At 61.2% G+C, this 26,180-nt stretch carries 20 protein-coding genes; 10 read left to right on the top strand and 10 right to left on the bottom strand.

Features of this window, described 5'->3' with window-relative positions; all coding sequences use genetic code 11:
* Position 1 precedes the first annotated feature (1 nt).
* The 3 genes from BFQ01_RS14285 to gpmI all read right to left on the bottom strand — a co-directional run bounded on the left by BFQ01_RS14285 (position 2) and on the right by gpmI (position 4,356).
* The gene (locus tag BFQ01_RS14285) at positions 2-1,318 is read right to left on the bottom strand and encodes a S41 family peptidase (RefSeq protein ID WP_027605074.1); all 1,317 of its coding nucleotides are present in this window, start codon (positions 1,316-1,318) and stop codon (positions 2-4) included.
* Between the two features lie 30 nt (positions 1,319-1,348).
* Entirely contained in the window at positions 1,349-2,644 is a 1,296-nt protein-coding gene (locus tag BFQ01_RS14280) for a murein hydrolase activator EnvC family protein (protein WP_065925752.1), read from the bottom strand.
* Positions 2,645-2,829: 185 nt separating this feature from the next.
* Positions 2,830-4,356 (bottom strand): 2,3-bisphosphoglycerate-independent phosphoglycerate mutase, encoded by a 1,527-nt coding sequence (gene gpmI / locus BFQ01_RS14275; protein WP_065925751.1) that lies wholly within the window; start codon positions 4,354-4,356, stop codon positions 2,830-2,832.
* A 151-nt stretch (positions 4,357-4,507) separates the two neighbouring features.
* Here gpmI and BFQ01_RS14270 point away from each other — a divergent pair, with 151 nt between their 5' ends.
* The 3 genes from BFQ01_RS14270 to secB are packed head-to-tail and all read left to right on the top strand — an operon-like array spanning position 4,508 to position 5,699.
* Positions 4,508-4,921, top strand: a complete 414-nt coding sequence (locus BFQ01_RS14270; RefSeq protein WP_065925750.1) for a rhodanese-like domain-containing protein — start codon at positions 4,508-4,510, stop codon at positions 4,919-4,921.
* Position 4,922: 1 nt separating this feature from the next.
* A complete protein-coding gene (gene grxC / locus BFQ01_RS14265; protein ID WP_010213876.1) occupies positions 4,923-5,177 on the top strand; it encodes a glutaredoxin 3 in 255 nt (84 codons plus the stop codon).
* Between the two features lie 42 nt (positions 5,178-5,219).
* Positions 5,220-5,699 (top strand): protein-export chaperone SecB, encoded by a 480-nt coding sequence (gene secB, locus BFQ01_RS14260; RefSeq protein ID WP_014716520.1) that lies wholly within the window; start codon positions 5,220-5,222, stop codon positions 5,697-5,699.
* A 114-nt stretch (positions 5,700-5,813) separates the two neighbouring features.
* Here secB and BFQ01_RS14255 read toward each other — a convergent pair whose 3' ends face one another.
* A complete protein-coding gene (locus BFQ01_RS14255; protein WP_046070509.1) occupies positions 5,814-6,269 on the bottom strand; it encodes a tRNA (cytidine(34)-2'-O)-methyltransferase in 456 nt (151 codons plus the stop codon).
* Here BFQ01_RS14255 and BFQ01_RS14250 point away from each other — a divergent pair.
* Positions 6,268-6,708: a hypothetical protein gene (locus tag BFQ01_RS14250; RefSeq protein WP_053140400.1), complete on the top strand. Its 441-nt coding sequence runs from the start codon at positions 6,268-6,270 to the stop codon at positions 6,706-6,708. The two genes, BFQ01_RS14255 and BFQ01_RS14250, sit on opposite strands and share 2 nt — an antisense overlap.
* Before the next feature lie 529 nt (positions 6,709-7,237).
* Here BFQ01_RS14250 and ntrC read toward each other — a convergent pair.
* From ntrC to glnA, 5 genes are all read right to left on the bottom strand, one after another.
* Positions 7,238-8,674: a nitrogen regulation protein NR(I) gene (gene ntrC / locus BFQ01_RS14245; protein ID WP_027605069.1), complete on the bottom strand. Its 1,437-nt coding sequence runs from the start codon at positions 8,672-8,674 to the stop codon at positions 7,238-7,240.
* Positions 8,671-9,756, bottom strand: a complete 1,086-nt coding sequence (gene glnL / locus BFQ01_RS14240; RefSeq protein WP_024072896.1) for a nitrogen regulation protein NR(II) — start codon at positions 9,754-9,756, stop codon at positions 8,671-8,673. The genes ntrC and glnL overlap by 4 nt, the downstream gene beginning before the upstream one ends.
* A 296-nt stretch (positions 9,757-10,052) precedes the next feature.
* Complete coding sequence (locus BFQ01_RS14235; RefSeq protein ID WP_065925749.1) at positions 10,053-10,478, bottom strand: cupin domain-containing protein; 426 nt, start codon at positions 10,476-10,478, stop codon at positions 10,053-10,055.
* A gap of 98 nt (positions 10,479-10,576) precedes the next feature.
* Positions 10,577-11,116 (bottom strand): chorismate mutase, encoded by a 540-nt coding sequence (locus tag BFQ01_RS14230; protein ID WP_065925748.1) that lies wholly within the window; start codon positions 11,114-11,116, stop codon positions 10,577-10,579.
* Positions 11,117-11,391: 275 nt separating this feature from the next.
* Entirely contained in the window at positions 11,392-12,798 is a 1,407-nt protein-coding gene (gene glnA / locus BFQ01_RS14225; protein WP_024072899.1) for a glutamate--ammonia ligase, read from the bottom strand.
* A gap of 334 nt (positions 12,799-13,132) precedes the next feature.
* Between glnA and thiI the strand changes: the two genes are divergently transcribed.
* Positions 13,133-14,587 (top strand): tRNA uracil 4-sulfurtransferase ThiI, encoded by a 1,455-nt coding sequence (gene thiI / locus BFQ01_RS14220; protein ID WP_065925747.1) that lies wholly within the window; start codon positions 13,133-13,135, stop codon positions 14,585-14,587.
* A 139-nt stretch (positions 14,588-14,726) separates the two neighbouring features.
* Positions 14,727-16,547: a translational GTPase TypA gene (gene typA, locus BFQ01_RS14215; protein WP_032890153.1), complete on the top strand. Its 1,821-nt coding sequence runs from the start codon at positions 14,727-14,729 to the stop codon at positions 16,545-16,547.
* 247 nt (positions 16,548-16,794) lie between these two features.
* Here the strand turns inward: typA and BFQ01_RS14210 are convergent, their stop codons facing one another.
* Complete coding sequence (locus tag BFQ01_RS14210; protein ID WP_024072902.1) at positions 16,795-17,229, bottom strand: YkgJ family cysteine cluster protein; 435 nt, start codon at positions 17,227-17,229, stop codon at positions 16,795-16,797.
* A 238-nt stretch (positions 17,230-17,467) separates the two neighbouring features.
* Here BFQ01_RS14210 and BFQ01_RS14205 point away from each other — a divergent pair, with 238 nt between their 5' ends.
* The 4 genes from BFQ01_RS14205 to BFQ01_RS14190 all read left to right on the top strand — a co-directional run bounded on the left by BFQ01_RS14205 (position 17,468) and on the right by BFQ01_RS14190 (position 26,040).
* Positions 17,468-19,918 (top strand): glycogen/starch/alpha-glucan phosphorylase, encoded by a 2,451-nt coding sequence (locus BFQ01_RS14205; protein ID WP_065925746.1) that lies wholly within the window; start codon positions 17,468-17,470, stop codon positions 19,916-19,918.
* A 133-nt stretch (positions 19,919-20,051) separates the two neighbouring features.
* Positions 20,052-23,567, top strand: coding sequence for a DUF2339 domain-containing protein (locus tag BFQ01_RS14200; protein WP_065925745.1), 3,516 nt, complete (start codon positions 20,052-20,054; stop codon positions 23,565-23,567).
* Complete coding sequence (locus BFQ01_RS14195) at positions 23,567-24,919, top strand: DUF3999 domain-containing protein (RefSeq protein ID WP_065925852.1); 1,353 nt, start codon at positions 23,567-23,569, stop codon at positions 24,917-24,919. The genes BFQ01_RS14200 and BFQ01_RS14195 overlap by 1 nt, the downstream gene beginning before the upstream one ends.
* A 110-nt stretch (positions 24,920-25,029) precedes the next feature.
* A complete protein-coding gene (locus BFQ01_RS14190; RefSeq protein WP_027605062.1) occupies positions 25,030-26,040 on the top strand; it encodes a class 1 fructose-bisphosphatase in 1,011 nt (336 codons plus the stop codon).
* Positions 26,041-26,180 lie beyond the last annotated feature (140 nt).

Here is a 26,180-nt window from a genome sequence, read left to right as displayed (position 1 = left end):
ATCAACGGCTGCGCGTAATGCTCAGGCCCTTGAGCAGGCTCAGCGCCTGGGCCAGCTGGTAGTCATCGTCCTGCGGCATCGGCTTGGCTTTCTTGCTGCTGCCGGTTGGCTGGTCGGCACCGCCGTTGCCATTGCCCAGGTGACCTTGCAGGTCTGCTTCCTTGTAGTACTCGCTGTCGATTTCGTTGGTGATCTTGGCCTTGCGCACTTCGATGTCCGGCACGATGCCTTGGGCCTGGATCGAGCGGCCGTTCGGCGTGTAGTACAACGCGGTGGTGATCTTCAGGGCGCGATCGTTGTTCAGCGGCAGCACGGTTTGTACCGAGCCTTTGCCGAAGCTGGTGGTGCCCATCAGCACGCCGCGCTTCTGGTCTTGCAGGGCGCCAGCGACGATTTCCGAGGCCGAGGCGCTGCCGCCGTTGATCAGCACGGCCAATGGCACGTTCTCGCTGAGATCGTTGCCGGTGGCCGAGAAGCGCAGCTCGGAGTTGGCGATACGGCCCTTGGTGTAGACGATCAGGCCCTTGGTGATGAAGTGGTCGACCACTTCCACCGCCGACTGCAGCACGCCGCCCGGGTTGTTGCGCAGGTCGAGCACGATGCCGCTGAGTTTCTTGCCGTTGTCCTTGCGCAGCTTAGCCAGGGCCTTGGCCACTTCGTCGCCGGTCTTGACCTGGAACTGGGTGATGCGGATGTAACCGTAGCCAGACTCCAGCAGCTGGCTCTTCACGCTCTTGACCACGATGGTCGCACGGGTGAGTGTCACGTCAAACGGGTTGCCGCCGTCGCGCACCAGGGTCAGGGTGATTTTCTGGCCGATCTTGCCGCGCATCTTGTCGACGGCTTCGGTCATGGTCTGGCCGCGGGTCGGCTGGCCGTTGATCTTGACGATAAAGTCACCGGCCTGGATGCCGGCCTTGGACGCCGGGGTGTCATCGATGGGCGAGACCACCTTGATATTGCCGTCTTCGGCGCCGACTTCAATGCCCAGGCCGCCGAACTCACCGCTGGTGCTTTCCTGCAGCTCGGCAAAATCTTCCGGACCCAGGTAGGCGGAGTGCGGATCAAGGTTGCTGAGCATGCCCTTGATGGCATTCTCCAGCAAGGTCTTGTCGTCTACAGGTTCGACATAGGCGGCCTTGATCCGGTCCATGACCTCGGCAAAGGTGCGCAGCTCGTCCAGCGGCAATGGCGCCTTGGTGGTCGCGGCCGTGGCGGCGGGTGCAGCCGGGGCGGCCTGGTCGGCAAAAGCCAGAGGCGCGCCGATGACCAGGGCGATCGTCAGGGCCAGCGAAGTGAGGCGGGACAAATGCAGCATGTCGAACGAACTCCTAATGTAGATGCGACCCTATCCTTGGGACCGGCACCATTGTGCGGGATCGCTCGGGCGACCCTGCTGACGAATAGCGAAGTACAGCGCCGGGGTGTCCTGGCCACCACTGTTACCGACAGTGGAGATAGATTCACCGGCTTTTACAACATCACCTGCCGACTTGAGTAACGTCTGATTGTGGCCATAAAGGCTTAAATAGCCATTACCGTGGTCGAGAATCACTAGCAAACCGGCGCCCCGCAGCCAATCGGCAAACACCACGCGCCCGCCATGTACGGCGTGGACCTGGCTGCCGGCAGAGGCGCTGATCATCACCCCGTCCCACTTGGCACGGGTGTCATCGCCCCGGGTTTCCCCAAAGCGTGCCAGCAGTCGACCATCAACCGGCCATGGAAGTTTGCCGCGGGCTGAAGCAAAAGGGCCGCCGAACGACTCGCCGGCACTGGAAACCAGCGGGCCAGGGGCGGCATGTACCGGTTTGCGCGGCGCCGGGGCATCGGTGGTGGCTGCCAGTTCGGCCTCACGCTGGCGCTTTTTTTCCGCTTCCTGCTGGGCGATCAGCGCTTTCTGTCGCGCCTCTTCGGCCTCGCGTGCCTGGCGTGCCAGGGTTTCTTCGATGGTCTTGAGCACTTTGGCCAGGTCGGCCTGGTCCTGCTCGCGGGCCTGCAGCTTGGCGTCGCGGGCCTTCACGTCGTCATTGAGCTTGGCCAGGGCCAGCTGGCGCTCCTTGCGGACCTTGTCCAGCTCGTCGCGCTGGGCGTTGAGGCTGGCTTTCTGGTCCTCCAGCTGCGACTGCTGGTTGGCGATTTCCTGTTCGACGTTGGCCAACTGGCGCAGGGTCTCGTTGAAGCTTTTCAGTTGCTCCAGGCGGGCCTTGCTCAGGTAGTCGTAGTAGGTCAGGGTGCGCGCGAATTTCTCCGGGTTCTGCTGGTTGAGCAGCAACTTGAGGTATTCCTGGCGGCCGCTCTGGTAGGCGGCGCGGGCCTGGATCGCGATCAAGCGTTGCTGTTCAACGCGTGCGCTCTGGAGTTTTTTTTTCTCAGCGTCGAGTCGCTCCAGTTCCGACTCGCTCTTCTTTAGTTCTTTTTGCAGCTCCTGGACCTGCTTCTCCAGCTTGCCCATTTCGGTTTCCGTGCCGCGCAGGTCTTTCTGCACCCCGGATTTTTCTTCCTGGAGCTTGCCGAGCAGTTTTTTCAGCTCGGTAATGTCCTGACGCGTAGCGTCCAACTGTTGTTGAGTTTGTGCGCGCTCGTCGGCAAACGCCGGTTGGAGCAGGCAGACAAGAGCGAGGCTAATCAAGGCGCGAAGCATAGAGGCGGGCGACACCAGGGAAAGGGACGGCCTAGTATGCCCGCCAAGCGCTGCAAAAAAAACGCCCAATTCGGCCTGGAAGGCAAGATAGGTGCCGAGCGGCGGTGGTATGGCAAAAAGACATCTACCAAACACCGCAGATCCCATGTGGGAAGGGACAAGCCCCTCCCACATGTTTGTTGAGATCAGACCAGAATTGAGGTCCCGGTCATCTCTTTGGGCTTCTCCAACCCCATCAGCATCAGCATGGTCGGTGCCACATCCGCCAGCACGCCGCCTTCACGCACTTTGAAGTCGCGCTTGCCGACGTAGATGAACGGCACCGGCTCGGTGGTGTGGGCGGTATGGGCCTGGCCGGTGGTTTCGTCGGACATCTGCTCGCAGTTGCCGTGGTCGGCGGTGATCAGCGCTTCGCCGCCGACTTTTTCCAGGGCCTCGACAATGCGGCCGACGCACAGGTCCAGGCATTCCACGGCCTTGGTCGCAGCTTCCAGATTGCCGCTGTGGCCGACCATGTCACCGTTGGCGTAGTTGACCACGATCACGTCGTAACGCTGGTGGTCAATGGCGTCGACGATCTTGTCGGTGACTTCCGGCGCGCTCATTTCCGGCTGCAGGTCGTAGGTGGCGACTTTCGGCGAAGGGATCAGGATGCGTTCTTCGCCTGGGAACGGTTCTTCACGGCCGCCGGAGAAGAAGAAGGTCACGTGGGCGTATTTTTCGGTTTCAGCGATACGCAGCTGGGTCTTGCCGTTCTTCGCCAGGTAGTCGCCCAGCACGTTGTCCAGGCTGCCGGCAGCAAAGGCAGCGGGGGCCGGGATGCTGGCGGCGTATTGGGTCAGGCCGACGTATTGGACTTTTGGCTGGCGCGCCCGCTCGAATTCCTTGAAACCGTCTTCGACAAACACACGGCTCAGCTCGCGGGCACGGTCGGCGCGGAAGTTCATGAACACCACGGCGTCGCCGTCTTCGACCTTGACCGGCTCGCCGATGGTGGTGGCCTTGACGAATTCATCGCTCTCGCCACGGGCGTAGGCAGCTTCCAGGCCTTCCTGGGCGGTGGCGGCGTGGAATTCGGCCTGGCCGTCGACGATCAGGTTGTAGGCCTGGGACACGCGGTCCCAACGGTTGTCGCGGTCCATGGCGAAGTAGCGGCCCACCAGGCTGGCGATGCGGCCCTTGCCCAGGGCGGCGAAAGTGGCGTCCAGCAGCTCGATGGAGGATTGCGCGCTTTTTGGCGGGGTGTCGCGGCCATCGAGGAAGGCGTGCAGGTAGATCTTGTCGGCGCCGCGCTTGAAGGCCAGCTCGGCCATTGCCACCAGATGGTCCTGGTGACTGTGAACGCCGCCGTCGGACAGCAGGCCCATGAAGTGCACGGCCTTGCCGGCGGCCACTGCTTTATCTACCGCTGCGCAGAGGGTCGGGTTCTCGAAGAACTCGCCATCGCGGATCGATTTGGTCACGCGAGTGAAGTCTTGATAGACCACTCGTCCGGCGCCGAGGTTCATGTGGCCGACTTCCGAGTTGCCCATCTGGCCGTCCGGCAGGCCCACGTCCATGCCCGAGCCGGAGATCAGGCCGTTGGGCACCGTCGCGGTCAGGCGGTCGAGTACGGGCTTCTTGGCCGCGTACACCGCGTTGTCGTGGTGGCTTTCACTGTGTCCGAAGCCATCGAGAATTATCAGGACCAAAGGTTTAGGCGTGGTAGTCATAGATCCTCTCGCGGCGGTAATAAAGGAAGGCAATTGAAAAGGGAGTGGCAGTTTAAAGCGAAGTTCCGACCACGTCACCGCTTTACGGGGGTTGGCCCCCCCTGACGGCTGTGTATACTTACCGCCATTTTAACGCCCTGGAACCTCCTTGATGGTTGATCACCTGATTGCATTTGCCACTGCCCACTATCTGCTCGTGGGTGCCTTCGTCATCCTGCTGGCGCTGCTGATCGCTCACGAATTGAGCCGTGGTGGCCGCAGCCTGAGCACGTCGGAGCTGACCGCGCTGGTCAACAAGGATGAGGCCATTGTGGTGGATATCCGCCCAGTCAAGGATTTCGCCGCCGGCCACATCGTCGGTGCCCTGAACATTCCTCAGGACAAGCTGATCGCGCGCCTGGCCGAGCTGGAAAAGCACAAGGCCAAGACCATCATCCTGGTCGACGCCCAGGGCCAGCACGCCGGTACCCACGCCCGCGAGATGCTCAAGACCGGTTTCACCGCCGCCAAGCTGTCCGGTGGCATCAGCAGCTGGCGCGCCGATAACCTGCCGCTGGTGAAGTGATATGAGCCAGGTCGTCGTATATTCCAGCGATTGGTGCCCTTACTGCATGCGGGCCAAGGCCCTGCTGGAGAAAAAGGGCGTTGCCTTCGAAGAGATCAAGGTCGATGGCAAACCCCAGGTGCGTGCCGAAATGGCCCAGAAGGCGGGGCGCACGTCAGTGCCGCAGATCTGGATCGGCGCCAAACACATCGGTGGTTGCGACGACCTGTTTGCCCTGGAGCGCGCCGGTAAACTCGATGCGCTGCTGCTCGTCTGACTCCTAACCCCTAAAAGACCCCAAGATCAAGAAGGATCTGCGATGACTGACCAACAGAACACCGAAGCAGCAGAAGCCCAAGGCCCACAATTTTCGCTGCAGCGTATCTATGTGCGTGACTTGTCGTTCGAAGCGCCGAAAAGCCCGGCTATCTTCCGCCAGGAATGGACCCCAAGCGTTGCCCTGGACCTGAACACCCGTCAAAAGGCACTGGAAGGCGATTTCCACGAAGTCGTGCTGACCTTGTCGGTCACCGTCAAGAATGGCGAAGAAGTGGCCTTCATCGCTGAAGTGCAACAGGCCGGTATCTTCCTGATCCAGGGCCTGGACGAAGCGTCCATGAGCCACACCCTGGGTGCGTTCTGCCCGAACATCCTGTTCCCGTATGCCCGCGAGACCCTGGACAGCCTGGTCACCCGTGGTTCGTTCCCGGCGTTGATGCTGGCTCCGGTGAACTTCGATGCCCTGTACGCTCAAGAGCTGCAGCGCATGCAACAGGAAGGCGCACCGACGGTTCAGTAATCTCGAACCCAATGTGGGAGGGGGCTTGCTCCCGATAGCGGTGGATCAGTCACGTAGATGTCGACTGACACTCCGCCATCGGGGGCAAGCCCCCTCCCACATTTGTTATGTGTGTTACTTGAAGCCGAGTTGGCGCCAGCCTTCGTAGACGGCAACGGCGACGGTGTTCGACAGGTTCAGGCTGCGGCAGCCTTCGCGCATCGGCAGGCGCAGGCGATGCCCGTCCGGCAGGGCGTCGAGTACGTCGGCCGGCAGGCCACGGCTTTCCGGGCCGAACAGGAAGGCGTCGCCTTCGGCGAAGCTGGCATCATGGAACGGTCGCGAACCCTTGGTGGTGAACGCGAACAGCCGTGGGTGGCCCAGGCTTTCCAGGCAGCTGGCCAGGTCGGCATGGCGCTGCAGGGTGGCATACTCGTGGTAGTCCAGGCCGGCACGGCGCAGGCGCTTGTCGTCCATGTCGAAGCCCAGGGGCTCGATCAAATGCAGGTGGCAGCCACTGTTGGCGCACAGCCTGATAACGTTGCCGGTATTCGGCGGAATTTCTGGTTGAAAAAGGATGACGTGAAACATGCACGGCTCCGAAGGCAAAGATGCGCTGCATTCTACCCCTGAAGAAGACCCAAGACCGAAGCTAATGCCGAGGGTCATGGGCTCATTGGCGATTGTCGGCCTGATGGTGGGCCTGATGATCGGCCGCCTGACCACCCCTGACCCGGTCGAGTTGCAGCAGATAGAGACGGCGGCGGACGGTGTGGTGGTGTGGTTCAACAGCGAACCCAAGCTGCACGGCGAGCACATCGACGGCACCGTGGCGCTGTTGTTCGATGCACAAGGCAAAGCCGCCAGCGGGCAGCTCAAGGTCAACGACAAGGATGTGAACTGGCGCGTGCGCAAGACCGATGCGGGCTTGCTGCTGAACCTGGTGGCGGCTCGGCCGTTGCGCGGGGAGTGGAAGGGCGAGGAGGTCGATGACCGCTGGCGGCTGGAGATCCATCTCCAAGAGCAATAAAAGAGGGAGTTCCCGGCCTGCCTGTACCAGGGCTCCCAAAACGGGGTGAAGCCAGAGGCTTCGGTGTTAAAGAGGGAATCCCCGGCCTGCCTGTACCGAGGTTCCCGAAAGCGGTGTGGAGCGCGACGCGGTTCGCATCAAGCACCCCGTGTGTAAAGAGGGGATTCTCGGCCTGCCTGTACCAAGGTCCCCGAAACTGGGTTGTACTGGGGTTATTGCAGGGCGCGTGCCAGAGTGGCTGAGTTGTGCCAAAAAATTTCTCCAGAAAGCGCAAAGCCCCGGAATACGGGGCTTTGGTGTTTTCGGGGTTCAGCATTTTTTTAACAAGAGGCTTGCCTCGGGCTTGGAACGTGTGCGCGATGCTAGAACAGGGTGCATTGAAGCGGTGCACGGTTCTGAGTCCGTGTGGAGGTCCAAATGTGAGAGGGGGCTTGCTCCCGATGGCGGAGTGTCAGTCGATATCTATCTGACTGATCCACCGCTATCGGGAGCAAGCCCCCTCCCACATTAGACCTCGGTAGATTGGAGATCAGGCGTCGTCGCCCTCATCGTCATCACCACCATCGACCTTCATGCCCAGCTCCTTGATCTTGCGCGTCAGGGTATTGCGACCCCAACCCAGCAACACGGCGGCATCGCGACGGCGGCCGGCGGTGTGCTTGAGGGCGGTTTCGATCATGATCCGCTCGAAGGCCGGTACGGCGCTGTCCAGCAGGTTCGACTGGCCGCGTGCCAGGGCCTGGTCGGCCCATTGGCGCAGCGCCTGTTCCCAGTTGGTCACCGGTGCCGAATCCTGCGGCAGGCTCAACAGCTCCGGCGGCAGGTCGCCGATATGCACTTCGCGGCCGGACGCCATCACGGTGATCCAGCGGCAGGTGTTCTCCAGCTGGCGCACGTTGCCGGGCCATGGCAGGTTCTTCAGGTATTCCTCGGTCTCGCTTTTCAGCAGCTTCGGCTCGACGGCCAGCTCCTGGGCGGCGCGGCTGAGGAAGTGGCGGGCGAGGGTCGGGATATCTTCGCGACGGTCCGACATACGTGGGATGTGGATGCGGATCACGTTGAGACGGTGGAACAAGTCTTCACGGAACTTGCCGGCGTGCACCAGGGTTTCCAGGTTCTGGTGAGTCGCGGCGATGATGCGCACATCGACCTTGACCGGTGTGTGCCCGCCCACGCGGTAGAACTCGCCGTCCGCCAGTACGCGCAGCAGGCGGGTCTGGGTGTCGGCCGGCATGTCGCCGATTTCATCGAGGAACAGCGTGCCGCCGTCCGCCTGTTCGAAGCGGCCGCGACGCAGGTTGGCTGCGCCGGTGAACGCGCCTTTCTCATGGCCGAACAGCTCGGACTCCATCAGATCCTTGGGGATCGCCGCCATGTTCAGCGCGATAAACGGCGAGGCCGCCCGCGGGCTGTGGCGGTGCAGGGCGTGGGCCACCAACTCTTTACCGGTACCCGACTCGCCGTTGATCAGCACGGTGATGTTGGAATGGCTCAAGCGCCCGATGGCGCGAAACACTTCCTGCATCGCCGGCGCTTCACCGATGATTTCCGGGGTGCGGGTCAGGGTCGGCGGGGCTTCCTGGTTCTGCTGTTCCTGGGCGTGCTGGTTGGCGCGCTTGACCAGCGCCACGGCCTCGTCCACATCAAATGGCTTGGGCAGGTACTCGAAGGCGCCGCCCTGATAGGACGCGACAGCGCTGTCCAGGTCGGAGTGCGCAGTCATGATGATCACCGGCAGGCGCGGGTGCTGCTCGCGAATCCGCGCCAGCAGGTCCAGGCCACTGGCGCCGGGCATGCGGATGTCGGAGATGATCACGTCGGGCTGCTGGCGCGCCAGGCGGCTCATCACCCCGTCGGCGCTGTCGAAGCTCTGGGTGGTCATGCCTTCCTGTTGCAAGGCTTTCTCGAGGACCCAGCGGATAGAACGGTCGTCATCGACGATCCACACAGTTTCACTACGGCTCATGTCGATGGGGCTCCTTGTTCCAGAGGCAGAAAGATCGAGAACGTGGTGTGGCCGGGATGGCTTTCACATTCGATCAGACCCTGGTGCTGGCTGATGATGTTCTGGGTAATGGCCAGGCCCAGCCCGGTACCGTCCGGGCGGCCGCTGACCATGGGAAAGAAGATGGTTTCCTGAAGTTCCGCAGGAATGCCTGGGCCGTTGTCGATGATCTCGACCTTGGTCACCAGGCGATGGCGCACGTGGCCGATGGTGAACTGGCGCAGGGCACGGGTGCGCAGGCTGATGCGGCCAAGGCGCAGCTCGTTCTGGCTGCTGATGGCCTGCATGGCGTTGCGCACGATGTTGAGCACCGCCTGGATCATCTGCTCGCGGTCGATCAACACGTCGGGAATGCTCGGGTCGTAGTCGCGCACCAAGGTGATGCAGCCCTGGCTTTCGGCTTCTACCAACTGACAGACGCGCTCAAGTACTTCGTGCACGTTGGTCATCGCCAGCGACGGCAGCTTGTTGGAGCCGAGCATGCGGTCCACCAGGTTACGCAGGCGGTCAGCCTCTTCGATGATGACGTTGGTGTAGTCCTTGAGGTGCTCGTCCGGCAGCTCGCGGGCCAGCAACTGCGCCGCGCCGCGAATGCCGCCCAGCGGGTTCTTGATCTCATGGGCCAGGCCGCGCACCAGCATCTTGCTGGTCTCCTGCTTGGACAGCTGGGCTTCTTCCTTGGTGATGCGCAACAGGCGGTCGCGGGGGTGCACTTCGAGCAGCAGCAGGGTCGCGCCGTTGCTCAAGATCGGGGTGACGGCGTAGTCGACGGTCAGCGTCTGGCCGGTCAGTGCCGTGAGCATCGCTTCACGCTTGGTGAACGGATGTGCCTGCTCCACCGCCTGGCGCAATGAACTCAAGGCTTCGGCCGACTCGGTGAACAATTCGCTGATGAACTGCCCATGGCTGCGCTGGCCGCTGATGGCCAGGAGCATCTCCGCCGCCGGGTTCATGTACTCAAGGCGCAGGTCGTCATTGAGCAGGATGGTCGCGGTAGTCAGATTGTCGAGTAACAAACGGTGCAGTGCATCGCTGATGGTCATCGGGACCTCTTTTGGAGCAAGGCGCGGGCTTGAGGCACGCGCTGATACAAGGAAAATGCAAAAACCAAACCAAGGCTCCGAAAAGAAGCGTTAATCCCCTGAAATAGGGGTTTAAGGCGCGAAACTGTGGCGTTCTGCCAGCTTGGCCGGGAAGTTTCGAACCAAAATGGGGTGAGTCAGTGGGAAGGGTGCAGGTCGTCGCACCAATATAGTGCGGTTTTGTGAGGTTTGTTCAGGAAGTGATGAGAGAGTGCTCTCGGCGGCTGTGCGAGAGCGATCTCAGTGGTGGGGCTTTATCAGTGTGGCTGGGAGAGTGGCATGCCCGCGCTGCCGGCGTAAAAGACCAGCAGTTCCACCGGTGTGCTCCCGGTTCTGCCGCGATGGACTGTGCCTACCATCTCGGCCAGGGTTTGCCCTTGTGTCAGGGTGAGGGCTTGCCCACCTTTACGGGCTTCAACGATCAACTCGCCCGAGAGGATATACGCTGCGTTCGGCATGGGGTGGCTGTGCCAGGGTAACTGCGTATTCGCGGGGATCTTGAGCCGCAACAGCGTGAGTTCCGGCGGGCCGGAGGGATAAGCCTTGTAAGGTGTTCCGTCCCATGAAGCGCTGCTCTGCAGCAGGATTTCCTTTTCGATTTGCACGACGACTTTCGGCTGGCTGCTGCAGCCTAGGGCAGACAAGCAGGCCGCTGTTGCGATCAAGCATTTGAGGGCTTCCATGGTTGGTTTCATCCCGTTCGCTGAGTGGCCGGTAAGGCTACGATCGCTGTTCGGGGAGGGATGCCGGAAGGTGCCTAAAATAATGTGGGTGTCATCCGTTATTGGCCTGTGCGAATACACAGCTCAGCCGTGGCGCGGATCATCGCCAGTTGCCGCAGCGGGTCGTTCAGCGGCTCATGCACCGCTTCGGCCAGCCAGTGAGGGCACTGCGGGTCGGTACGTTGGGGGGTGAAGTCCGCCAGTTGTTGCAGCAGGCGTGTTTGCAATTGATCCAGCTGCGGGCGAATCTGCTTCACCAGGTCCGGGCGCGGATCGTCGGGTGCCTTGCCCTGGAACTGCCAATCGGACAGGTGGGTGTACTGCACCAGCTTGTTTGCCTCGATCTGGGCCGAGAAGAATTGCTCGGCGGCGGCGGGTGCCAGTTTGTAGCTCGGCGCCTGGGCGACAACGCTGGCGATCACTTCTTGTTCGCGCTTCTTATCTTCCACCGGTTTTTTGCTGTCCCATTTGCTCAGCGCCACCTGGTCGGCGATTTCCAGGCGTTCGGCGATGCTGTTGAGTAAAGGCTCAAGCGTAGGTGGCGCAGCCAATGCACTGGCGCTGATAAAGAACAAAGTGAACGCAAGTCGATGTTTCAAAGGAAATCCCCCTGTAGGAGCGAGCTTGCTCGCGAAGGTCGTTAACGATAACGCGTAAATGTTGAAGAAATGCGGTGCCCTGGCGTTTTTCGCGAGCAAGCTCGCTCCTACAGTGGTCGCGTAGGGCTCAAGCCAACCCCAAATCCACCGCCCTCCGTCTTCGATGGTCAGCCATATGCTCGACCGCCGAGCAGCCACCTGACAATCCCCAGGCAAAAAAAGACCTCCCGAAGGAGGTCTTTTCGCATCACGCCACCTTAAGCAGCGCTACCGGATCAGCAGCTGTAGTACAGCTCGTATTCCAGTGGGTGTACGAAGGTGCGTACTTTGATTTCTTCTTCGCTTTTCAGCTCGATGTAGGCATCGATGAAGTCGTCGCTGAATACGCCGCCTTTGGTCAGGAACGCACGGCCCTTGTCCAGCTCTTCCAGGGCTTCTTTCAGGCTGCCGCACACTTGTGGGATCTCTTTGGCCTCTTCAGGCGGCAGGTCGTACAAGTTTTTGTCGGCGGCGTCGCCAGGGTGGATCTTGTTCTGGATACCGTCCAGGCCGGCCATGACCAGGGCAGCGAAGGCCAGGTATGGGTTGGCTGCTGGATCCGGGAAGCGAGCTTCGATACGGCGAGCGCGCGGGCTGGATACGTAAGGAATACGGATCGAGGCGGAACGGTTGCGAGCCGAGTAGGCCAGCATGACCGGCGCTTCGAAACCTGGGACCAGACGCTTGTAGGAGTTGGTCGACGGGTTGGTGAAGCCGTTCAGGGCCTTACCGTGCTTGATGATGCCGCCGATGAAGTACAGGGCGGTGTCGGACAGGCCGGCATAACCTTCGCCAGCGAAGGTGTTCTTGCCTTCTTTGGCGATGGACAGGTGAACGTGCATACCCGAACCGTTATCGCCGTACAGTGGCTTAGGCATGAAGGTAGCGGTACGGCCGTAGGCATCAGCCACGTTGTGTACGCAGTACTTCAGGGTCTGGACTTCGTCAGCCTTGGCGACCAGGGTGTTGAACTTCACACCGATTTCGTTCTGGCCGGCAGTCGCCACTTCGTGGTGGTGAACTTCGATGACCAGGCCCATTTCTTCCATGGCGTTGCACATGGAGGTACGGATTTCGTGGTCGTGGTCGAACGGCGGAACCGGGAAGTAGCCACCTTTGATGCCTGGACGGTGGCCTTTGTTGCCGCCTTCCACGTCTTGGTCGGACATCCACGAACCTTGTTCGGAGAAGATCTTGAACATCGAACCGGAGATGTCGGACTTGAACTTGACCGAATCAAAGATGAAGAATTCCGGCTCCGGGCCTACGAATACGGTGTCGCCGATACCGGTGGACTTCAGGTATTCCTCGGCACGCTTGGCGATCGCACGTGGGTCGCGGTCGTAGCCTTGCATGGTCGAAGGCTCGATCACGTCGCAGACGATGATCAGGGTAGGGTCTTCGGTGAACGGGTCGAGGACGGCAGTGCTGTCGTCCGGCATCAGGATCATGTCGGAGGCTTCGATGCCTTTCCAGCCAGCGATGGAGGAGCCGTCGAACATTTTGCCTTCTTCGAAGAAAGCATCATCCAGCGCGTCGCGAGCCGGCATGGTCACGTGGTGCTGAGTGCCTTTGGTGTCCGTGAAGCGCAGATCAATCCATTTAACGTCATGATCTTTGATGAGTTGAACCGACTTCGACATAGTGTCCTCCGGGTGGCTTCGGGCTGGGGTAGTGGAGTTAGCCCTTAGAATGTGGGTGATGCCGGCGCGGATAGTCCGCCATGGCAACCTGCCTCACAAGAGAGCAAATTGCATGCCAGTGCGCCAACATGGGTTTTTTGCTCCAAAAACGCCCTATAAAGGGTACATAGCGACAAAAGCCTGAAATACGAGCACCGAAATGTGGCGCAAGGCGATGCAAATGCACCTCTTTAGTGCGAGTCGAGTGTTGTGCATATTAACTGGTTAAACCTTGAACGATTTCCGCTATAATCCGCGCCCCCCTTTTTCGGCAGGCCCTGCGCGCGCTGTTTCCATGAAATTAATCGTTAAAGTCTTCCCCGAGATCACCATCAAGAGCCGACCGGTACGGATGCGTTTCATCCGTCAGTTGGCCAAGAACATCCGTGCCGTGCTCCGCGATCTGGACCCGGCTGTGGTGGTGAACGGTGTGTGGGACAACCTCGAGCTGGAAACCCGCCTGACCGACGTCAAAGCCTTGAAGGACATGACCGAGCGCCTGAGCTGCATGCCGGGTATCGCGCATTTCCTGCAGGTGGATGAGTACCCGCTGGGGGACTTCGACGACATCACCGAAAAATGCAAACGGCACTTCGGCGACAGCCTTGAAGGCAAGATTTTTTCGGTGCGGTGCAAGCGTGCCGGCAAGCACCCGTTCAGCTCCATGGACGTCGAGAAATACGTCGGCAGCAAGCTGCGTCGCGAGTGCGGCGCCGCCGGAATTTCCCTCAAGGCGCCGCAAATTGAAGTGCGCATGGAAATTCGCGACCAACGGTTGTTTGTGATTCACAGCCAGCACGACAGCATCGGCGGCTACCCGCTGGGCGCCCTGGAACAGACCCTGGTCCTCATGTCCGGCGGTTTCGATTCCACGGTAGCGGCCTACCAGATCATGCGCCGCGGCCTGATGAGCCACTTCTGCTTCTTTAACCTGGGCGGGCGTGCACACGAATTGGGCGTGATGGAGGTTGCGCACTTTATCTGGAAGAAGTACGGCAGCTCCCAGCGCGTGCTATTTGTGAGCGTACCGTTCGAGGAAGTGCTGGGCGAAATTCTCGGTAAAGTCGATAACAGTCATATGGGCGTAGTTTTGAAGCGTATGATGTTGCGCGCTGCGTCCCGAATCGCCGATCAGTTGCAGATCGACGCGCTGGTGACCGGTGAAGCGATTTCCCAGGTTTCCAGCCAGACGCTGCCGAACCTGTCACTGATCGATTGCGTGACTGAAAAGCTGGTACTGCGTCCGCTGATCGCCAGCCACAAGCAGGACATCATCGACTTGGCAGAAGAAATCGGCACCGCCGACTTTGCCAAGCACATGCCTGAATATTGCGGGGTCATTTCGGTGAACCCCAAGACCCACGCCAAGCGCAACCGCGTGGAGTACGAAGAACAACAGTTTGATATGGCGGTTCTGGAGCGTGCGCTCGAGAACGCCAAGCTGGTCCCGATCGATCGTGTTATCGACGAACTGGGCCAGGATGTGCAGATCGAAGAAGTCAGCGAAGCCCTGGCCGGACAAATCGTCATCGACATCCGTCACCCGGATGCCGCTGAAGATGAGCCGCTGGAAGTCGCCGGCATCGACGTACAAACGCTGCCGTTCTATGCATTGAACGCGCGTTTCAAGGAACTGGATAACAGCCGTCAGTACCTGTTGTATTGCGACAAAGGCGTGATGAGTCGCCTGCATGCCCACCATTTGCTCAGTGAGGGGCATGCCAATGTGCGCGTTTATCGACCGAGCTAAGAGCCCGGGGCTGTTTGCCTGTGGCCTGCGTCACCGGCCCCCCGACTCTGCCGTCAAGCTGTAACGGCAAGGCCTGACTCTACTGTTAATCGCTGCCACGACCTGTCAGCACACCGAATCCTCTGATCGAGATACACAAGTGATCGAAAATCTACGTAACATCGCCATCATTGCCCACGTTGACCATGGTAAAACCACCCTGGTAGACAAACTCCTGCGTCAATCCGGCACCCTGGAGCGCAACGAGCTCAACGACGAGCGCGTGATGGACTCCAACGACCAGGAAAAAGAGCGCGGTATTACCATCCTGGCAAAAAACACCGCTATCAACTGGAACGGCTACCACATCAACATCGTGGATACCCCGGGCCACGCCGACTTCGGCGGCGAAGTAGAACGCGTAATGTCGATGGTTGACTCCGTTCTGCTGCTGGTTGACGCTCAAGACGGCCCTATGCCGCAAACCCGTTTCGTGACCAAGAAGGCTTTCGAAGCCGGCCTGCGTCCGATCGTGTGCATCAACAAGGTTGACCGTCCAGGCGCGCGTCCGGACTGGGTTCTGGACCAGATCTTCGACCTGTTCGACAACCTGGGTGCCACCGAAGAACAGCTGGACTTCAAAGTCGTCTACGCCTCGGCCCTGAACGGCATTGCCGGTCTGGAACACACCGACATGGCTGAAGACATGACCCCGCTGTACCAGTCGATCGTCGACAACGTACCGGCGCCTAAAGTTGACCGTGATGGTCCGTTCCAGATGCAAATCTCGGCACTGGACTACAACAGCTTCCTGGGTGTTATCGGCGTTGGCCGTATCGCTCGTGGTAGCGTCAAGCCGAACACCCCGGTTGTTGCTATCGGCGCCGACGGCAAGAAGCGTAACGGTCGTATCCTGAAGCTGATGGGTCACCACGGTCTGCACCGTATCGACGTTGAAGAAGCTTTCGCTGGCGACATCGTCTGCGTGAGCGGCATGGACTCCCTGTTCATCTCCGACACCCTGTGCCAGCCGGACAACGTTGAGGCGATGAAGCCTCTGACCGTCGACGAGCCAACCGTTTCCATGACCTTCCAGGTAAACGACTCGCCTTTCTGCGGTAAAGAAGGCAAGTTCGTGACTTCCCGTAACATCAAGGAACGTCTGGACAAAGAGCTGCTGTACAACGTTGCACTGCGCGTTGAAGAAGGCGACTCGGCTGACAAGTTCAAGGTTTCCGGCCGTGGTGAGCTGCACCTCTCGGTACTGATCGAAACCATGCGTCGCGAAGGCTTCGAAATGGGCGTTGGTCGTCCAGAAGTGATCATCCGTCAGGTTGACGGCGTGAAGCAGGAACCGTTCGAAAACGTCACCATCGACACCCCGGAAGAATCCCAGGGCAAGGTCATGGAAGAGATGGGTCTGCGTAAAGGCGACCTGACCAACATGGTGCCGGATGGCAAAGGCCGTGTGCGTCTGGAATACAACATTCCTGCTCGTGGTCTGATCGGTTTCCGTAACCAGTTCCTGACCCTGACCAACGGTGCTGGCATCCTGACCTCGATCTTCGATCGCTACGACACCATGAAGTCCGGCGACATGTCCGGCCGTCAGAACGGTGTCCTGGTATCGGTAGAAACCGGCAAGGCACTGACCTACTCCCTGGAAACCCTCCAGGCGCGTGGCAAGCTGTTCGTTGAGCACGGTCAAGAGATCTACAACGGCCAGATCGTTGGCCTGAACAGCCGTGACAACGACATGGGCGTCAACCCAACCAAAGGCAAGAAGCTCGACAACATGCGTGCTTCGGGCAAAGACGAAACCATCGCCCTGGTCCCACCTGTTCGCTTCACCCTGGAACAGGCCCTGGAATTCATCCAGGACGACGAGCTGTGCGAAGTCACGCCTAAGTCGATCCGCCTGCGTAAGAAGATCCTGGACGAAGGCGAGCGTACCCGCGCTGCCAAGAAAGCCAAGAACTGAGTTAACTCAGGCTGAATGAAAAACGCCCCCGGTCGAAAGGCCGGGGGCGTTTTTTTATGCCTGCAATTTGTGTTGTGCGGGCTCTTGTAGTGAGCGGGCTTGCCCCGCGCTGGGTGGCGAAGCCACCCCAAATCCAGGCACCTGAGTTTTATCTGGAAAAATGCAGAGACCGGGTTAGGGCCGCTTCGCAGCCCAGCGCGGGGCAAGCCCGCTCACCACAACAAGCCCGCTAACTACAAGGTTGTGATCAGAACTTGTCGAGGGTCTTGAACTTGGTCTCGCGCACCACTTCCTTCGGCTTGTACGCGCAATACCCCGGGCGCGGCCCGATCTTCGGGTGGTTGCGGCAAGTATCCGGGCGCTTGTCATAAATAGTGCAGAAGCGCGTCTTACGATCCAGGTACAGGCAGTCGTTGTTGCTCATGCGCTGCAGGGTAAAAATCTCGGATTTGTTGTTGTAGCGCTCGACGATGCCTTCCTTCTGCAACCGCTTGGCGATGTTCTTCGGCGGGTCGCCGCGCTCGAATTCATCGACGATGCCAATGCGGATCAGGTCCTTGATCTTCACCTCAACCGGCAGCGTGCAGCAGCTGGACACGCAGCCGCCGCACATATGGGCGGAATATTTCTGCCAAGTCTCGAGACGGTCGAGTTCCGCGGCGGCGATCAGTTGAGGCTTCATCGGGGTTCCAAAAGGTGGGGCTGTATCCGGGCGCGCGATCATACCGGGATTGGTGGTTTTTTGAACAATATTTTGCGTATTTCAGCTCAAAGGCTGGACATGGGCCGATCGGGCACGACCCCTGCATCAAATGCCTGTAAAGGTGAATGAGTTAAAAAACTGCCGAACCAGAGCGTCTACCGTCTGTCAGACCGACTAGGCTCTAGCAACTCTTTCAATCTCGCCCGAGGTCACACCGATGTCTCAGGAACCGCTTGCACGAGAAGCAGAGGTAGCCGCATTCCGCGATGCTGTCTTGACCAAACTCACCTACGCGGTGGGCAAAGACCCGGACCATGCCTTCGACCATGACTGGTTCGAAGCCATTGCCTTGGCCGCCCGCGACCAGATGGTCGACCACTGGATGGATCACACGCGGCGTATCTACCGCAAAGGCCAGAAGCGGGTTTATTACCTCTCCCTGGAATTCCTTATCGGCCGCCTGCTCTACGACAGCCTGAGCAACCTCGGCGTGCTGGAGATCGCTCGCGAAGCCTTGTCCGAGCTGGGTGTGGACCTCGAACGCATTCGCCTGCTGGAGCCCGACGCGGCGCTTGGCAACGGCGGCCTCGGCCGTCTGGCCGCGTGCTTTATGGAAAGCATGTCGACCTTGGGCATCGCCGGCCATGGTTATGGCATTCGTTATGAGCACGGCTTGTTCCGCCAGGCGATTGTCGATGGCTGGCAGCAGGAACAGACCGAACGCTGGCTGGATTTCGGCAACCCGTGGGAATTCGAGCGGGCCGAGGTGATTTACCCGATTGGCTTTGGCGGCAGCGTCGAGACCCTGCCGGATGCCTCCGGCAAGCTGATCCAAGTGTGGACGCCCAACGAAACCGTGCGTGCCGTTGCCTACGACACCCCGGTGGTCGGCTGGCGCGGCGCCAGCGTGAATACCTTGCGCCTGTGGCGTGCCCGTGCGGTGGAAGACCTGCACCTGGAGCGCTTCAACGCCGGTGACCACCTGGGCGCCGTCGCCGAAGTGGCCCGCGCCGAGAGCATCTCCCGAGTGCTTTACCCGGCGGACAGCACCGAAGCGGGGCAGGAACTGCGCCTGCGCCAGGAATACTTCTTCGTCGCCGCCTCCTTGCAAGACCTGTTGCGCCGCCACAAAAACATGCACGGCTCGGTCCTGAGCCTGGGCGAACACGCGGCGATCCAACTCAACGACACCCACCCCTCGATCGCCGTGGCTGAGTTGATGCGCCAGTTGGTCGACCTGCACGACATTCCGTGGGAAGCCGCGTGGGATGTGACCGTCGAAACCCTGTCGTACACCAACCACACCCTGTTGCCCGAAGCCCTGGAAACCTGGCCGGTCGGCCTGATGGAGCGCATGCTGCCCCGGCACATGCAGATCATCTACCTGATCAACGCCCAGCACATCGATGCGCTGCGCGCCAAGGGCATCCATGACTTCGACGTGCTGCGCGCTGTGTCACTGATCGAAGAAGACAACGGCCGCCGTGTGCGCATGGGCAATCTGGCGTTCCTCGGCTCCCACAGCGTCAACGGCGTGTCCGGCCTGCACACCCAACTGATGCGCAGCACGGTGTTCTCCGAACTGCACAAGCTCTACCCGGAGCGCATCAACAACAAGACCAACGGCATTACCTTCCGCCGCTGGCTGTACCAGGCCAACCCCAAGCTCACCGATATGCTGGTGGAAGCCTTGGGCCCGGACATTCTCGACAACATCGAAACCCGCCTGGGCGAGCTGGAAACCTTCGCCGAGAAACAGACCTTCCGCAAAGCCTTTGCCGACCAGCGCCTGCACAGCAAGCGTGCGCTGGCCGAGATCATCCATGAGCGCCTGGGCATTTCGGTGAACCCGGCGGCGATGTTCGACGTGCAGGTCAAGCGTATCCACGAATACAAGCGCCAGTTGCTCAACCTGCTGCACACCGTGGCGCTGTACCAGGCGATCCGTGCCGAGCCGGGCACCGACTGGGTGCCACGGGTGAAGATCTTCGCGGGCAAGGCGGCGGCCAGCTATCACCAGGCCAAGTTGATCATCAAGCTGACCAACGACATCGCGCGCACCGTCAACAACGACCCGACCGTACGTGGGCTGCTCAAGGTGGTGTTCCTGCCCAACTACAACGTCAGCCTGGCGGAAAGCATCATCCCGGCGGCGGACTTGTCGGAGCAGATCTCCACCGCCGGCTTTGAAGCCTCGGGCACCAGCAACATGAAGTTCGGCCTCAACGGCGCGCTGACCATCGGCACCATGGACGGCGCCAACGTGGAGATGCACGAGCGCGTGGGCGCCGATCACATGTTTATCTTCGGTCTCAGCGCACAGCAGGTCGAGGCACGTAAACACGCCGGGGAATTCAACGCCGGGCCCGATATTGCGGCGTCCCATCGTCTGAACGATGTGCTGCAAGCGATTCGGGGCGGGGTGTTCTCGCCGGACGATCCGGGCCGCTATGTGGGCTTGATCGACGGGTTGATCGACTACGACCGCTTCCTGGTCTGCGCCGACTTCGATTCCTACTGGGACGCCCAGGCGCGGGTCGAAGCGCATTGGCATGATTCCAAGGCGTGGTGGCGTTCGGCGGTGCTCAATACCGCACGGATGGGCTGGTTCTCGTCGGACCGGACGATCCGCGAGTACGCTACGGAAATCTGGAAAGCCCTCGACTAGATCTACTGTAGGAGCGAGCTTGCTCGCGAAAAACGCCAACGATAACGCGTGCTTTCTGATTTAACGCGGTATCTTTGCGTTCTTCGCGAGCAAGCTCGCTCCTACAGCACGGTTTGTTTAGGGAATATCGACCATGCAATGGATTTTCATGCTGATTGGCCTGGTGCTCGGCTGGACGCTCGATGAGTCGTTCTATGATGCGGGCATTGGTGCGCTGTTGGGGTTGGGCATTGGCCAGGCGATTCGCCTGTCGAAGCTGGCGGCCCAGGCGCAGCAACAGGCTGTTCAGTTGGAAGCCACGCAGAAGGCGTTGATCGCCCTGGGTGAGCGCCTGCGGCAACTGGAAGTACCCACGCCGACACGCACTGTCATCGTCGAGCCGCCTGTCCCTGAGGCGGCACCTGTCGCCAAGGCGCCTGAACTGGTGTGGGAGCTGCCGGCTGAATTGACGCCTGTCGCCATGGTCGCCGAACCGAGCCAGCCCTTGCCGGATGACGTCTGGACGCCTGCCCCGACGCCACGCCCGCCTCAAGAACCTGCCGCTCCCCGTGGCCCCAACCTGATCGAACGCGCCATCAGCGGCGCACGCAATTGGCTGTTTGGTGGCAACACCGTGCTGCGTGTCGGCGTGGTGCTGCTGTTTCTCGGCCTGGCGTTCCTGCTGCGCTACGCCACCGAAGGTATGGTGGTGCCGATCGAACTGCGTTACGCCGGCGTTGCGGCGGCGGCCCTTGGCCTGTTGGGCCTGGGCTGGTGGCTGCGGCTGCGCAACAGCAACTACGGCTTGATGCTGCAAGGCACCGGGATCGCGGTGCTGTACCTGACGGTGTTTGCCGCGATGCGCCTGCACCCGTTGATCGACCCGAGCGCGGCGCTGGGCCTGCTGGTGGCGGTCACGGTGTTCTCGGCGATCCTGGCGATTACCCAGGATGCGCTGGGACTGGCCTGTGCGGCAGCGCTCGGCGGCTTCGCGGCGCCGATCCTCACGTCCACCGGCGCCGGTAATCATGTCGCGCTGTTCAGTTATTTTGCCCTGCTCAATGCCGGTATCCTCGCCATCGCCTGGTTCAAGGCCTGGCGCCTGCTCAACCTGATCGGCTTTGTCGGCACCTTCGGTATCGGCTTTGCCTGGGGCATGCGTTCCTATACGCCTGAGTTGCTGTGGAGTACCGAGCCGTTCCTGATCCTGTTTTTCCTGATGTACCTGGCTATCGGCCTGTTGTTCGCCCGGCGCAAATTGCGGGAGATGGGCGACGCCCCCGAAGGTCGCGATGCGTTGTTGCGCTGGTCGGCGGCCAAGGGCGATTACGTTGATGGCAGCATGCTGTTCGGCCCGCCGCTGGTGGGGTTTGGCCTGCAGTTCGCGCTGGTGCAGCACCTTGAGTTCGCCGCAGCATTCAGCGCGCTGGGCCTGGGCATCCTCTACATGGGCCTGGCCCGCGTGCTCAATGGCGGGCGCGCCTTGCTGCTGGCGGAAACCTGCCTGGCCCTGGGGGTGATCTTTGCCAGCCTGGCGATTCCCCTGGGCCTCGATGCCCGATGGACCGCAGCCGCCTGGGCGGTGGAAGGTGCCGGGATCTTCTGGCTCGGCTTGCGCCAGCAGCGGCCGTTGGCGCGGGCATTTGGCCTGTTGCTGCAATTGGGCTCGGCGCTGGCGTTTCTCAGTGAGCTGCGCATCGGCGAACACACGCTGCTGGAGGGGGCGCCCCTGGGGGCGTTGCTGCTGGGCGCGGCGTTGCTGTTCAGCTTCGACCAACTGCGCAGGGCCGCGACGGAGCAGGCGGCGGAGTGGGAGCGCAAGGGCCTGCCGGTTCTGGCCAGCCTCGGCCTGGCCTTTGTGTACCTGCTCGCGCCGCTGTTGTTGCTGACTCAAGGCACTGCCATCAGTTGGGCGCTCGCCGGCCTGGCGACCCTGTTCATCGGCTTGCGGATTGGCTCGCGCACCTTCCTGTTCACGGCGTTTGCCGTGCAACTGCTGGCCGGGGCGTTGTTCCTGCTGCGCTTGCAAGGCGGCGACTCGGCAGCGGTATTCAACGCCGGCTGGAGCGGCCTGCTCAGCGCGTCGTTGATCGGCCTGGCGTTGATCGGCGGCATGCTGCTGGCGGCGCGCGATGACATGGTGCGCAGCGATGTACGGCTGTTGCGCGGGCTGTCCGTGGTGCTGCTGGCCGGGTTGGTGCTGATCAACCTTGCCGTGCTGTTTGTACTGCCATGGGAAAGCGCCAGCGGTGTGTGGGCGGCCAGTGGGTTGTTGATCATCTGGTTGAGCCTGTACCTGCAACAGCGCGTCAGTTTCGTGTTCGGGTTACTGCTGCAAGTGATCGGCGGCGCGTCGTTCCTGCTGGCGGTGCCGGAGCTGCTCGGGCCTTTGACCAGCGAGGGCCTGCGTCCCCTGGGGCATAGCGGGTTCTGGACACCGATGGTGTTGGGCCTGGCCGCCTTGATCGGTGCCTGGCGCCTGCAGCGTGAACCCCATGCGCCGGTGTTTGCCGTACTCAAGCTGCAACGCCTGTCGGACCTGCTGCTGGTGTGGGGCGCGGCGTGGTGGGCGTTGGCGCTGATCGCTGAAGTGCTGCGGTTTATACCCGATGAGCTGCGGGGTGCGCTCCTGCTGGGTAGTGCGGCGGTCAGCGTGGCGATCTGGGCGTTGCTCGCGACGCGCCTGCGCTGGGCCTCCCTGGGCATGCTCTGCACCCTGTTGATGCCGGCGGCGGGGATGGTATTGCTGGTGTCTGCGCATAATTATTACCACCCGGCAGCGCACTACGGCTGGCTGGCCTGGCTGGCGGTGTTCGGGGTGCATTTCATCGCGCTGCGGCGTTTGGCGACGCTGTTGCCGGCCACCGTCCTGAGCGTTGCTCACGTGTTGGGTTGCTGGATGCTGATCGGCGTATTGGCGCTGGAGCTGCGCTACGGCCTGTTGTTGCTGTCGAGCGAATACAACGCCTGGCGCTGGCTGGGTTGGGCAATCCTGCCAAGTCTGTACCTGGTGCTGGCTGCTGCACCGCGTCGCTGGCCGTGGCCGGTGTCGGCGTATCCACGGGAATATCGAGTGCTGGCGGCACTCCCATTGGCGGTGCTGATGCTGGGCTGGTTCTGGCTGGCGAATACCTTCAGCGACGGCACGGCCAGGCCGCTGCCCTATGTGCCGTTGCTCAACCCGCTGGACCTCGGCTTGCTGTTTGCGCTGCTGGGCGTGTACCTGTGGTCGCGCAGCGTGGCGCCGCAACGCGGGCCGCGTGCTGAATTGATCGCCCAAGGCATTGCCGGTATTTCGCTGTTCGCGTTCTTTACGGCCCTGGTGATGCGCACCGCACACCACTGGGGCGGCGTGCCGTTCCATCTGGATGGGTTGCTGGAATCGATGTTGGTGCAAGCCGGCCTGTCGATTGTCTGGACCCTGATCGCCCTCGGCCTGATGATCGGCGGTCACCTGCGCCATCGTCGCGAAGTGTGGCTGATCGGCGCGGCGCTGATCGCGGTGGTGGTGGCCAAGCTGTTCTTTGTCGAGCTGAGCAACCGTGGCGGCCTGGCGCGGATCGTGTCGTTTATCGGCGTGGGCGGGTTGTTGCTGGTGGTGGGCTACTTTGCGCCGCTGCCGCCCAAGCGTGCCGAACCTGTGTTGGACACTGAAGGAGCATCCTCTTGATCGGTAAGTTGAGCGTGGTCGTGCTGGGCATGTGTACGACGTTGTCGGTGTGGGCGCAGGAAACGCCGGCCGACTTCAGCCGCCAGGTGCCGCTGAGCGTCAGCGGCAACGGCCCCTGGTATCGCCTTGAGTTGCCCTTGGCCGTGCAACTGAATGCGCGCCAGGCTGACCTCAGCGATGTGCGGGTGTTTAACGCTGCCGGTGAACCCCAGGCCTACGCGCTGTCGCGTCAAGCGTCGCAACGCACCGAAAGTCGTGAAGTCACCGACGTGAAGTGGTTCCCGCTGTACGCCGCCGACACCCAGGCAACCTTGCCCGGTGTGGTGATGAAAACCACGGCCGAAGGCACCCTGGTGGAAATCAAACCGTCCACCGCACCCAAGCCCGGCAAGCAGGTGCTGCGTGGCTGGGTGCTCGATGCCAGTAAAATCAAGGCGCCGTTGCAGCAGTTGAGCCTGGACTGGAGCCGCGAGCAGGAGGGCTTCCAGCGCTTCAGCATTGAAGCCAGTGATGACTTGCAGCACTGGCAATCCTGGGGGGATGGGCAAGTGGCGCGTTTGTCGTTTGCCGACGAGCGGGTCGAGCAGCATGACGTCAGTTTGCCGGGCCAGTCCGCGCGTTACCTGCGCCTGGTGTGGAAGGGGCAGGCGGCACCGTTGCTGACCTCGGCCAGGTTGGCCAGTGCCACCAGCAGCAGCCTGCCGCTGCCGCTGGTATGGTCGCAGCCGCTCTCGGGCACGCGGCTCAAGGCGGGTGAGTACAGCTGGAAGTTACCTGCAGGGCTGAGCGTCGAACGTTTGCGTATCGAGTTGAAGCAGCCCAATACGCTGGCGCCGGTGACCCTGGCGGGGCGACGTGACAGCAATCAAGCCTGGCAGCCGCTGAGCAATGGTCTGCTCTACCGCCTGACCCAGAATGGCCAGGACGTGGTGCAGGACGAGTTGCAACTGCCCGGCCAGACGGTCGCCGAACTCAAGTTGCAGGTCGACGAGCGCGGCGGTGGCCTGGGCGTCGAAGCGCCGGCCCTGCACTTCGCGGTGCGCGCCACGCAGTTGGTGTTCCTGGCGCGGAGCGAGCCGCCGTTCACGCTGGCGCTGGGGAATGCTTCGGTGAAGGCGGCGAACCTGCCGTTGTCGACGCTGATCCCGGATTACACCGCCGAGCGCCTCAACACCTTGGGACAGGCCAAGGTGGCCGGGGCCGTCGCGGTCACTTCGCCAGCGGTCCCTGCGGCTGTCGACAGCGGGCCGAACTGGAAAAAACTCGGACTCTGGGCCGTATTACTGCTCGGCGTGGCGGCGCTGGGAGGCATGGCCTACAGTTTGCTGCGCAAGCCGCCGGAGGCACGTTAAATAAAGTCCATGAACTCTATTGGGTTTAAATCCTCTGATAGGAGGAAATACACCCCCGACTCGCGTTAAACTGCGCGGGTTTTTAGCCCCCCCCTTCATCGGAGCCTTCCATGTCCCGCGTTACCTTGAGTCGCTATTTGATTGAGCAGACCCGCAGCAACAACACGCCTGCCGATCTGCGCTTCCTTATCGAAGTGGTGGCGCGTGCTTGCAAGGAAATCAGCCACGCCGTGTCCAAAGGCGCATTGGGTGGTGTCCTGGGCAGCATGGGCACTGAAAACGTGCAGGGCGAAGTGCAGAAGAAGCTCGACGTGATTTCCAACGAAATCCTGCTCGAAGCCAACGAATGGGGCGGTCACCTGGCCGGCATGGCGTCCGAAGAAATGGACAATGCCTACCAGATCCCGGGCAAATACCCGAAGGGCGCCTACCTGCTGGTGTTCGACCCACTGGACGGTTCGTCCAACATCGACATCAACGCCCCGGTCGGCACCATCTTCTCGGTACTGCGTTGCCCGAACGAATACCTGAGCCAGAACGAAGCCCTGAACGAAAAGGCCTTCCTGCAGCCGGGCACTGAGCAGGTCGCTGCCGGCTACGCGATCTACGGCCCACAGACCATGCTGGTGCTGACCCTGGGCGATGGCGTCAAAGGCTTCACCCTGGACCGTGAAATGGGCAGCTTCGTCCTCACCCATGAAGACATCACCATTCCGGCTTCCACCCAGGAATTCGCGATCAACATGTCCAACCAGCGCCACTGGGAAGAGCCGGTCAAGCGCTATGTGAACGAGTTGATGGAAGGCGAAGAAGGCCCGTTGAAGAAGAACTTCAACATGCGTTGGGTCGCGGCGATGGTGGCCGACGTACACCGTATCCTGACCCGTGGCGGCCTGTTCATGTACCCACGCGACAGCCGCGAGCCGTCCAAACCGGGCAAACTGCGCCTGATGTACGAAGCCAACCCGATGTCCTTCCTGGTAGAACAGGCGGGCGGTGCGTCCACCGACGGCCACCAGCGCATCCTCGATATCCAGCCCGACGGCTTGCACCAGCGTGTGGCGGTGTTCCTGGGTTCCAAGGAAGAAGTTGAGCGTGTGACCGCCTACCACAAGAAGTAAGCTGCGGCGATAAGTGAACGGCGTTGTTGTGAGCCGGTTCACCCTTAAAGAAGCCCCGAAACGTTTCAGCGTTTTCGGGGCTTTTTTGTTTTCGTTCGTCGGGAACCAGACACCTCTTTTCCCTTCTAAGCTTCTGGCAG

Source organism: Pseudomonas sp. 8 R 14, assembly GCF_900005955.1.
Classification (GTDB): Bacteria; Pseudomonadota; Gammaproteobacteria; order Pseudomonadales; family Pseudomonadaceae; genus Aquipseudomonas; species Aquipseudomonas marginalis.
This window is presented reverse-complemented; position numbering and strand designations above follow the sequence as displayed.

What these genes read in the sequence shown, in the direction of transcription:
- BFQ01_RS14285 (WP_027605074.1), bottom strand. Translation starts at nt 1,318, where the DNA reads ATGCTGCATTTGTCCCGCCTCACTTCGCTGGCCCTGACGATCGCCCTG.
- BFQ01_RS14280 (WP_065925752.1), bottom strand. Translation starts at nt 2,644, where the DNA reads ATGCTTCGCGCCTTGATTAGCCTCGCTCTTGTCTGCCTGCTCCAACCG.
- gpmI (WP_065925751.1), bottom strand. Translation starts at nt 4,356, where the DNA reads ATGACTACCACGCCTAAACCTTTGGTCCTGATAATTCTCGATGGCTTC.
- BFQ01_RS14270 (WP_065925750.1), top strand. Translation starts at nt 4,508, where the DNA reads ATGGTTGATCACCTGATTGCATTTGCCACTGCCCACTATCTGCTCGTG.
- grxC (WP_010213876.1), top strand. Translation starts at nt 4,923, where the DNA reads ATGAGCCAGGTCGTCGTATATTCCAGCGATTGGTGCCCTTACTGCATG.
- secB (WP_014716520.1), top strand. Translation starts at nt 5,220, where the DNA reads ATGACTGACCAACAGAACACCGAAGCAGCAGAAGCCCAAGGCCCACAA.
- BFQ01_RS14250 (WP_053140400.1), top strand. Translation starts at nt 6,268, where the DNA reads ATGCACGGCTCCGAAGGCAAAGATGCGCTGCATTCTACCCCTGAAGAA.
- BFQ01_RS14255 (WP_046070509.1), bottom strand. Translation starts at nt 6,269, where the DNA reads ATGTTTCACGTCATCCTTTTTCAACCAGAAATTCCGCCGAATACCGGC.
- ntrC (WP_027605069.1), bottom strand. Translation starts at nt 8,674, where the DNA reads ATGAGCCGTAGTGAAACTGTGTGGATCGTCGATGACGACCGTTCTATC.
- glnL (WP_024072896.1), bottom strand. Translation starts at nt 9,756, where the DNA reads ATGACCATCAGCGATGCACTGCACCGTTTGTTACTCGACAATCTGACT.
- BFQ01_RS14235 (WP_065925749.1), bottom strand. Translation starts at nt 10,478, where the DNA reads ATGGAAGCCCTCAAATGCTTGATCGCAACAGCGGCCTGCTTGTCTGCC.
- glnA (WP_024072899.1), bottom strand. Translation starts at nt 12,798, where the DNA reads ATGTCGAAGTCGGTTCAACTCATCAAAGATCATGACGTTAAATGGATT.
- thiI (WP_065925747.1), top strand. Translation starts at nt 13,133, where the DNA reads ATGAAATTAATCGTTAAAGTCTTCCCCGAGATCACCATCAAGAGCCGA.
- BFQ01_RS14210 (WP_024072902.1), bottom strand. Translation starts at nt 17,229, where the DNA reads ATGAAGCCTCAACTGATCGCCGCCGCGGAACTCGACCGTCTCGAGACT.
- BFQ01_RS14205 (WP_065925746.1), top strand. Translation starts at nt 17,468, where the DNA reads ATGTCTCAGGAACCGCTTGCACGAGAAGCAGAGGTAGCCGCATTCCGC.
- BFQ01_RS14200 (WP_065925745.1), top strand. Translation starts at nt 20,052, where the DNA reads ATGCAATGGATTTTCATGCTGATTGGCCTGGTGCTCGGCTGGACGCTC.
- BFQ01_RS14190 (WP_027605062.1), top strand. Translation starts at nt 25,030, where the DNA reads ATGTCCCGCGTTACCTTGAGTCGCTATTTGATTGAGCAGACCCGCAGC.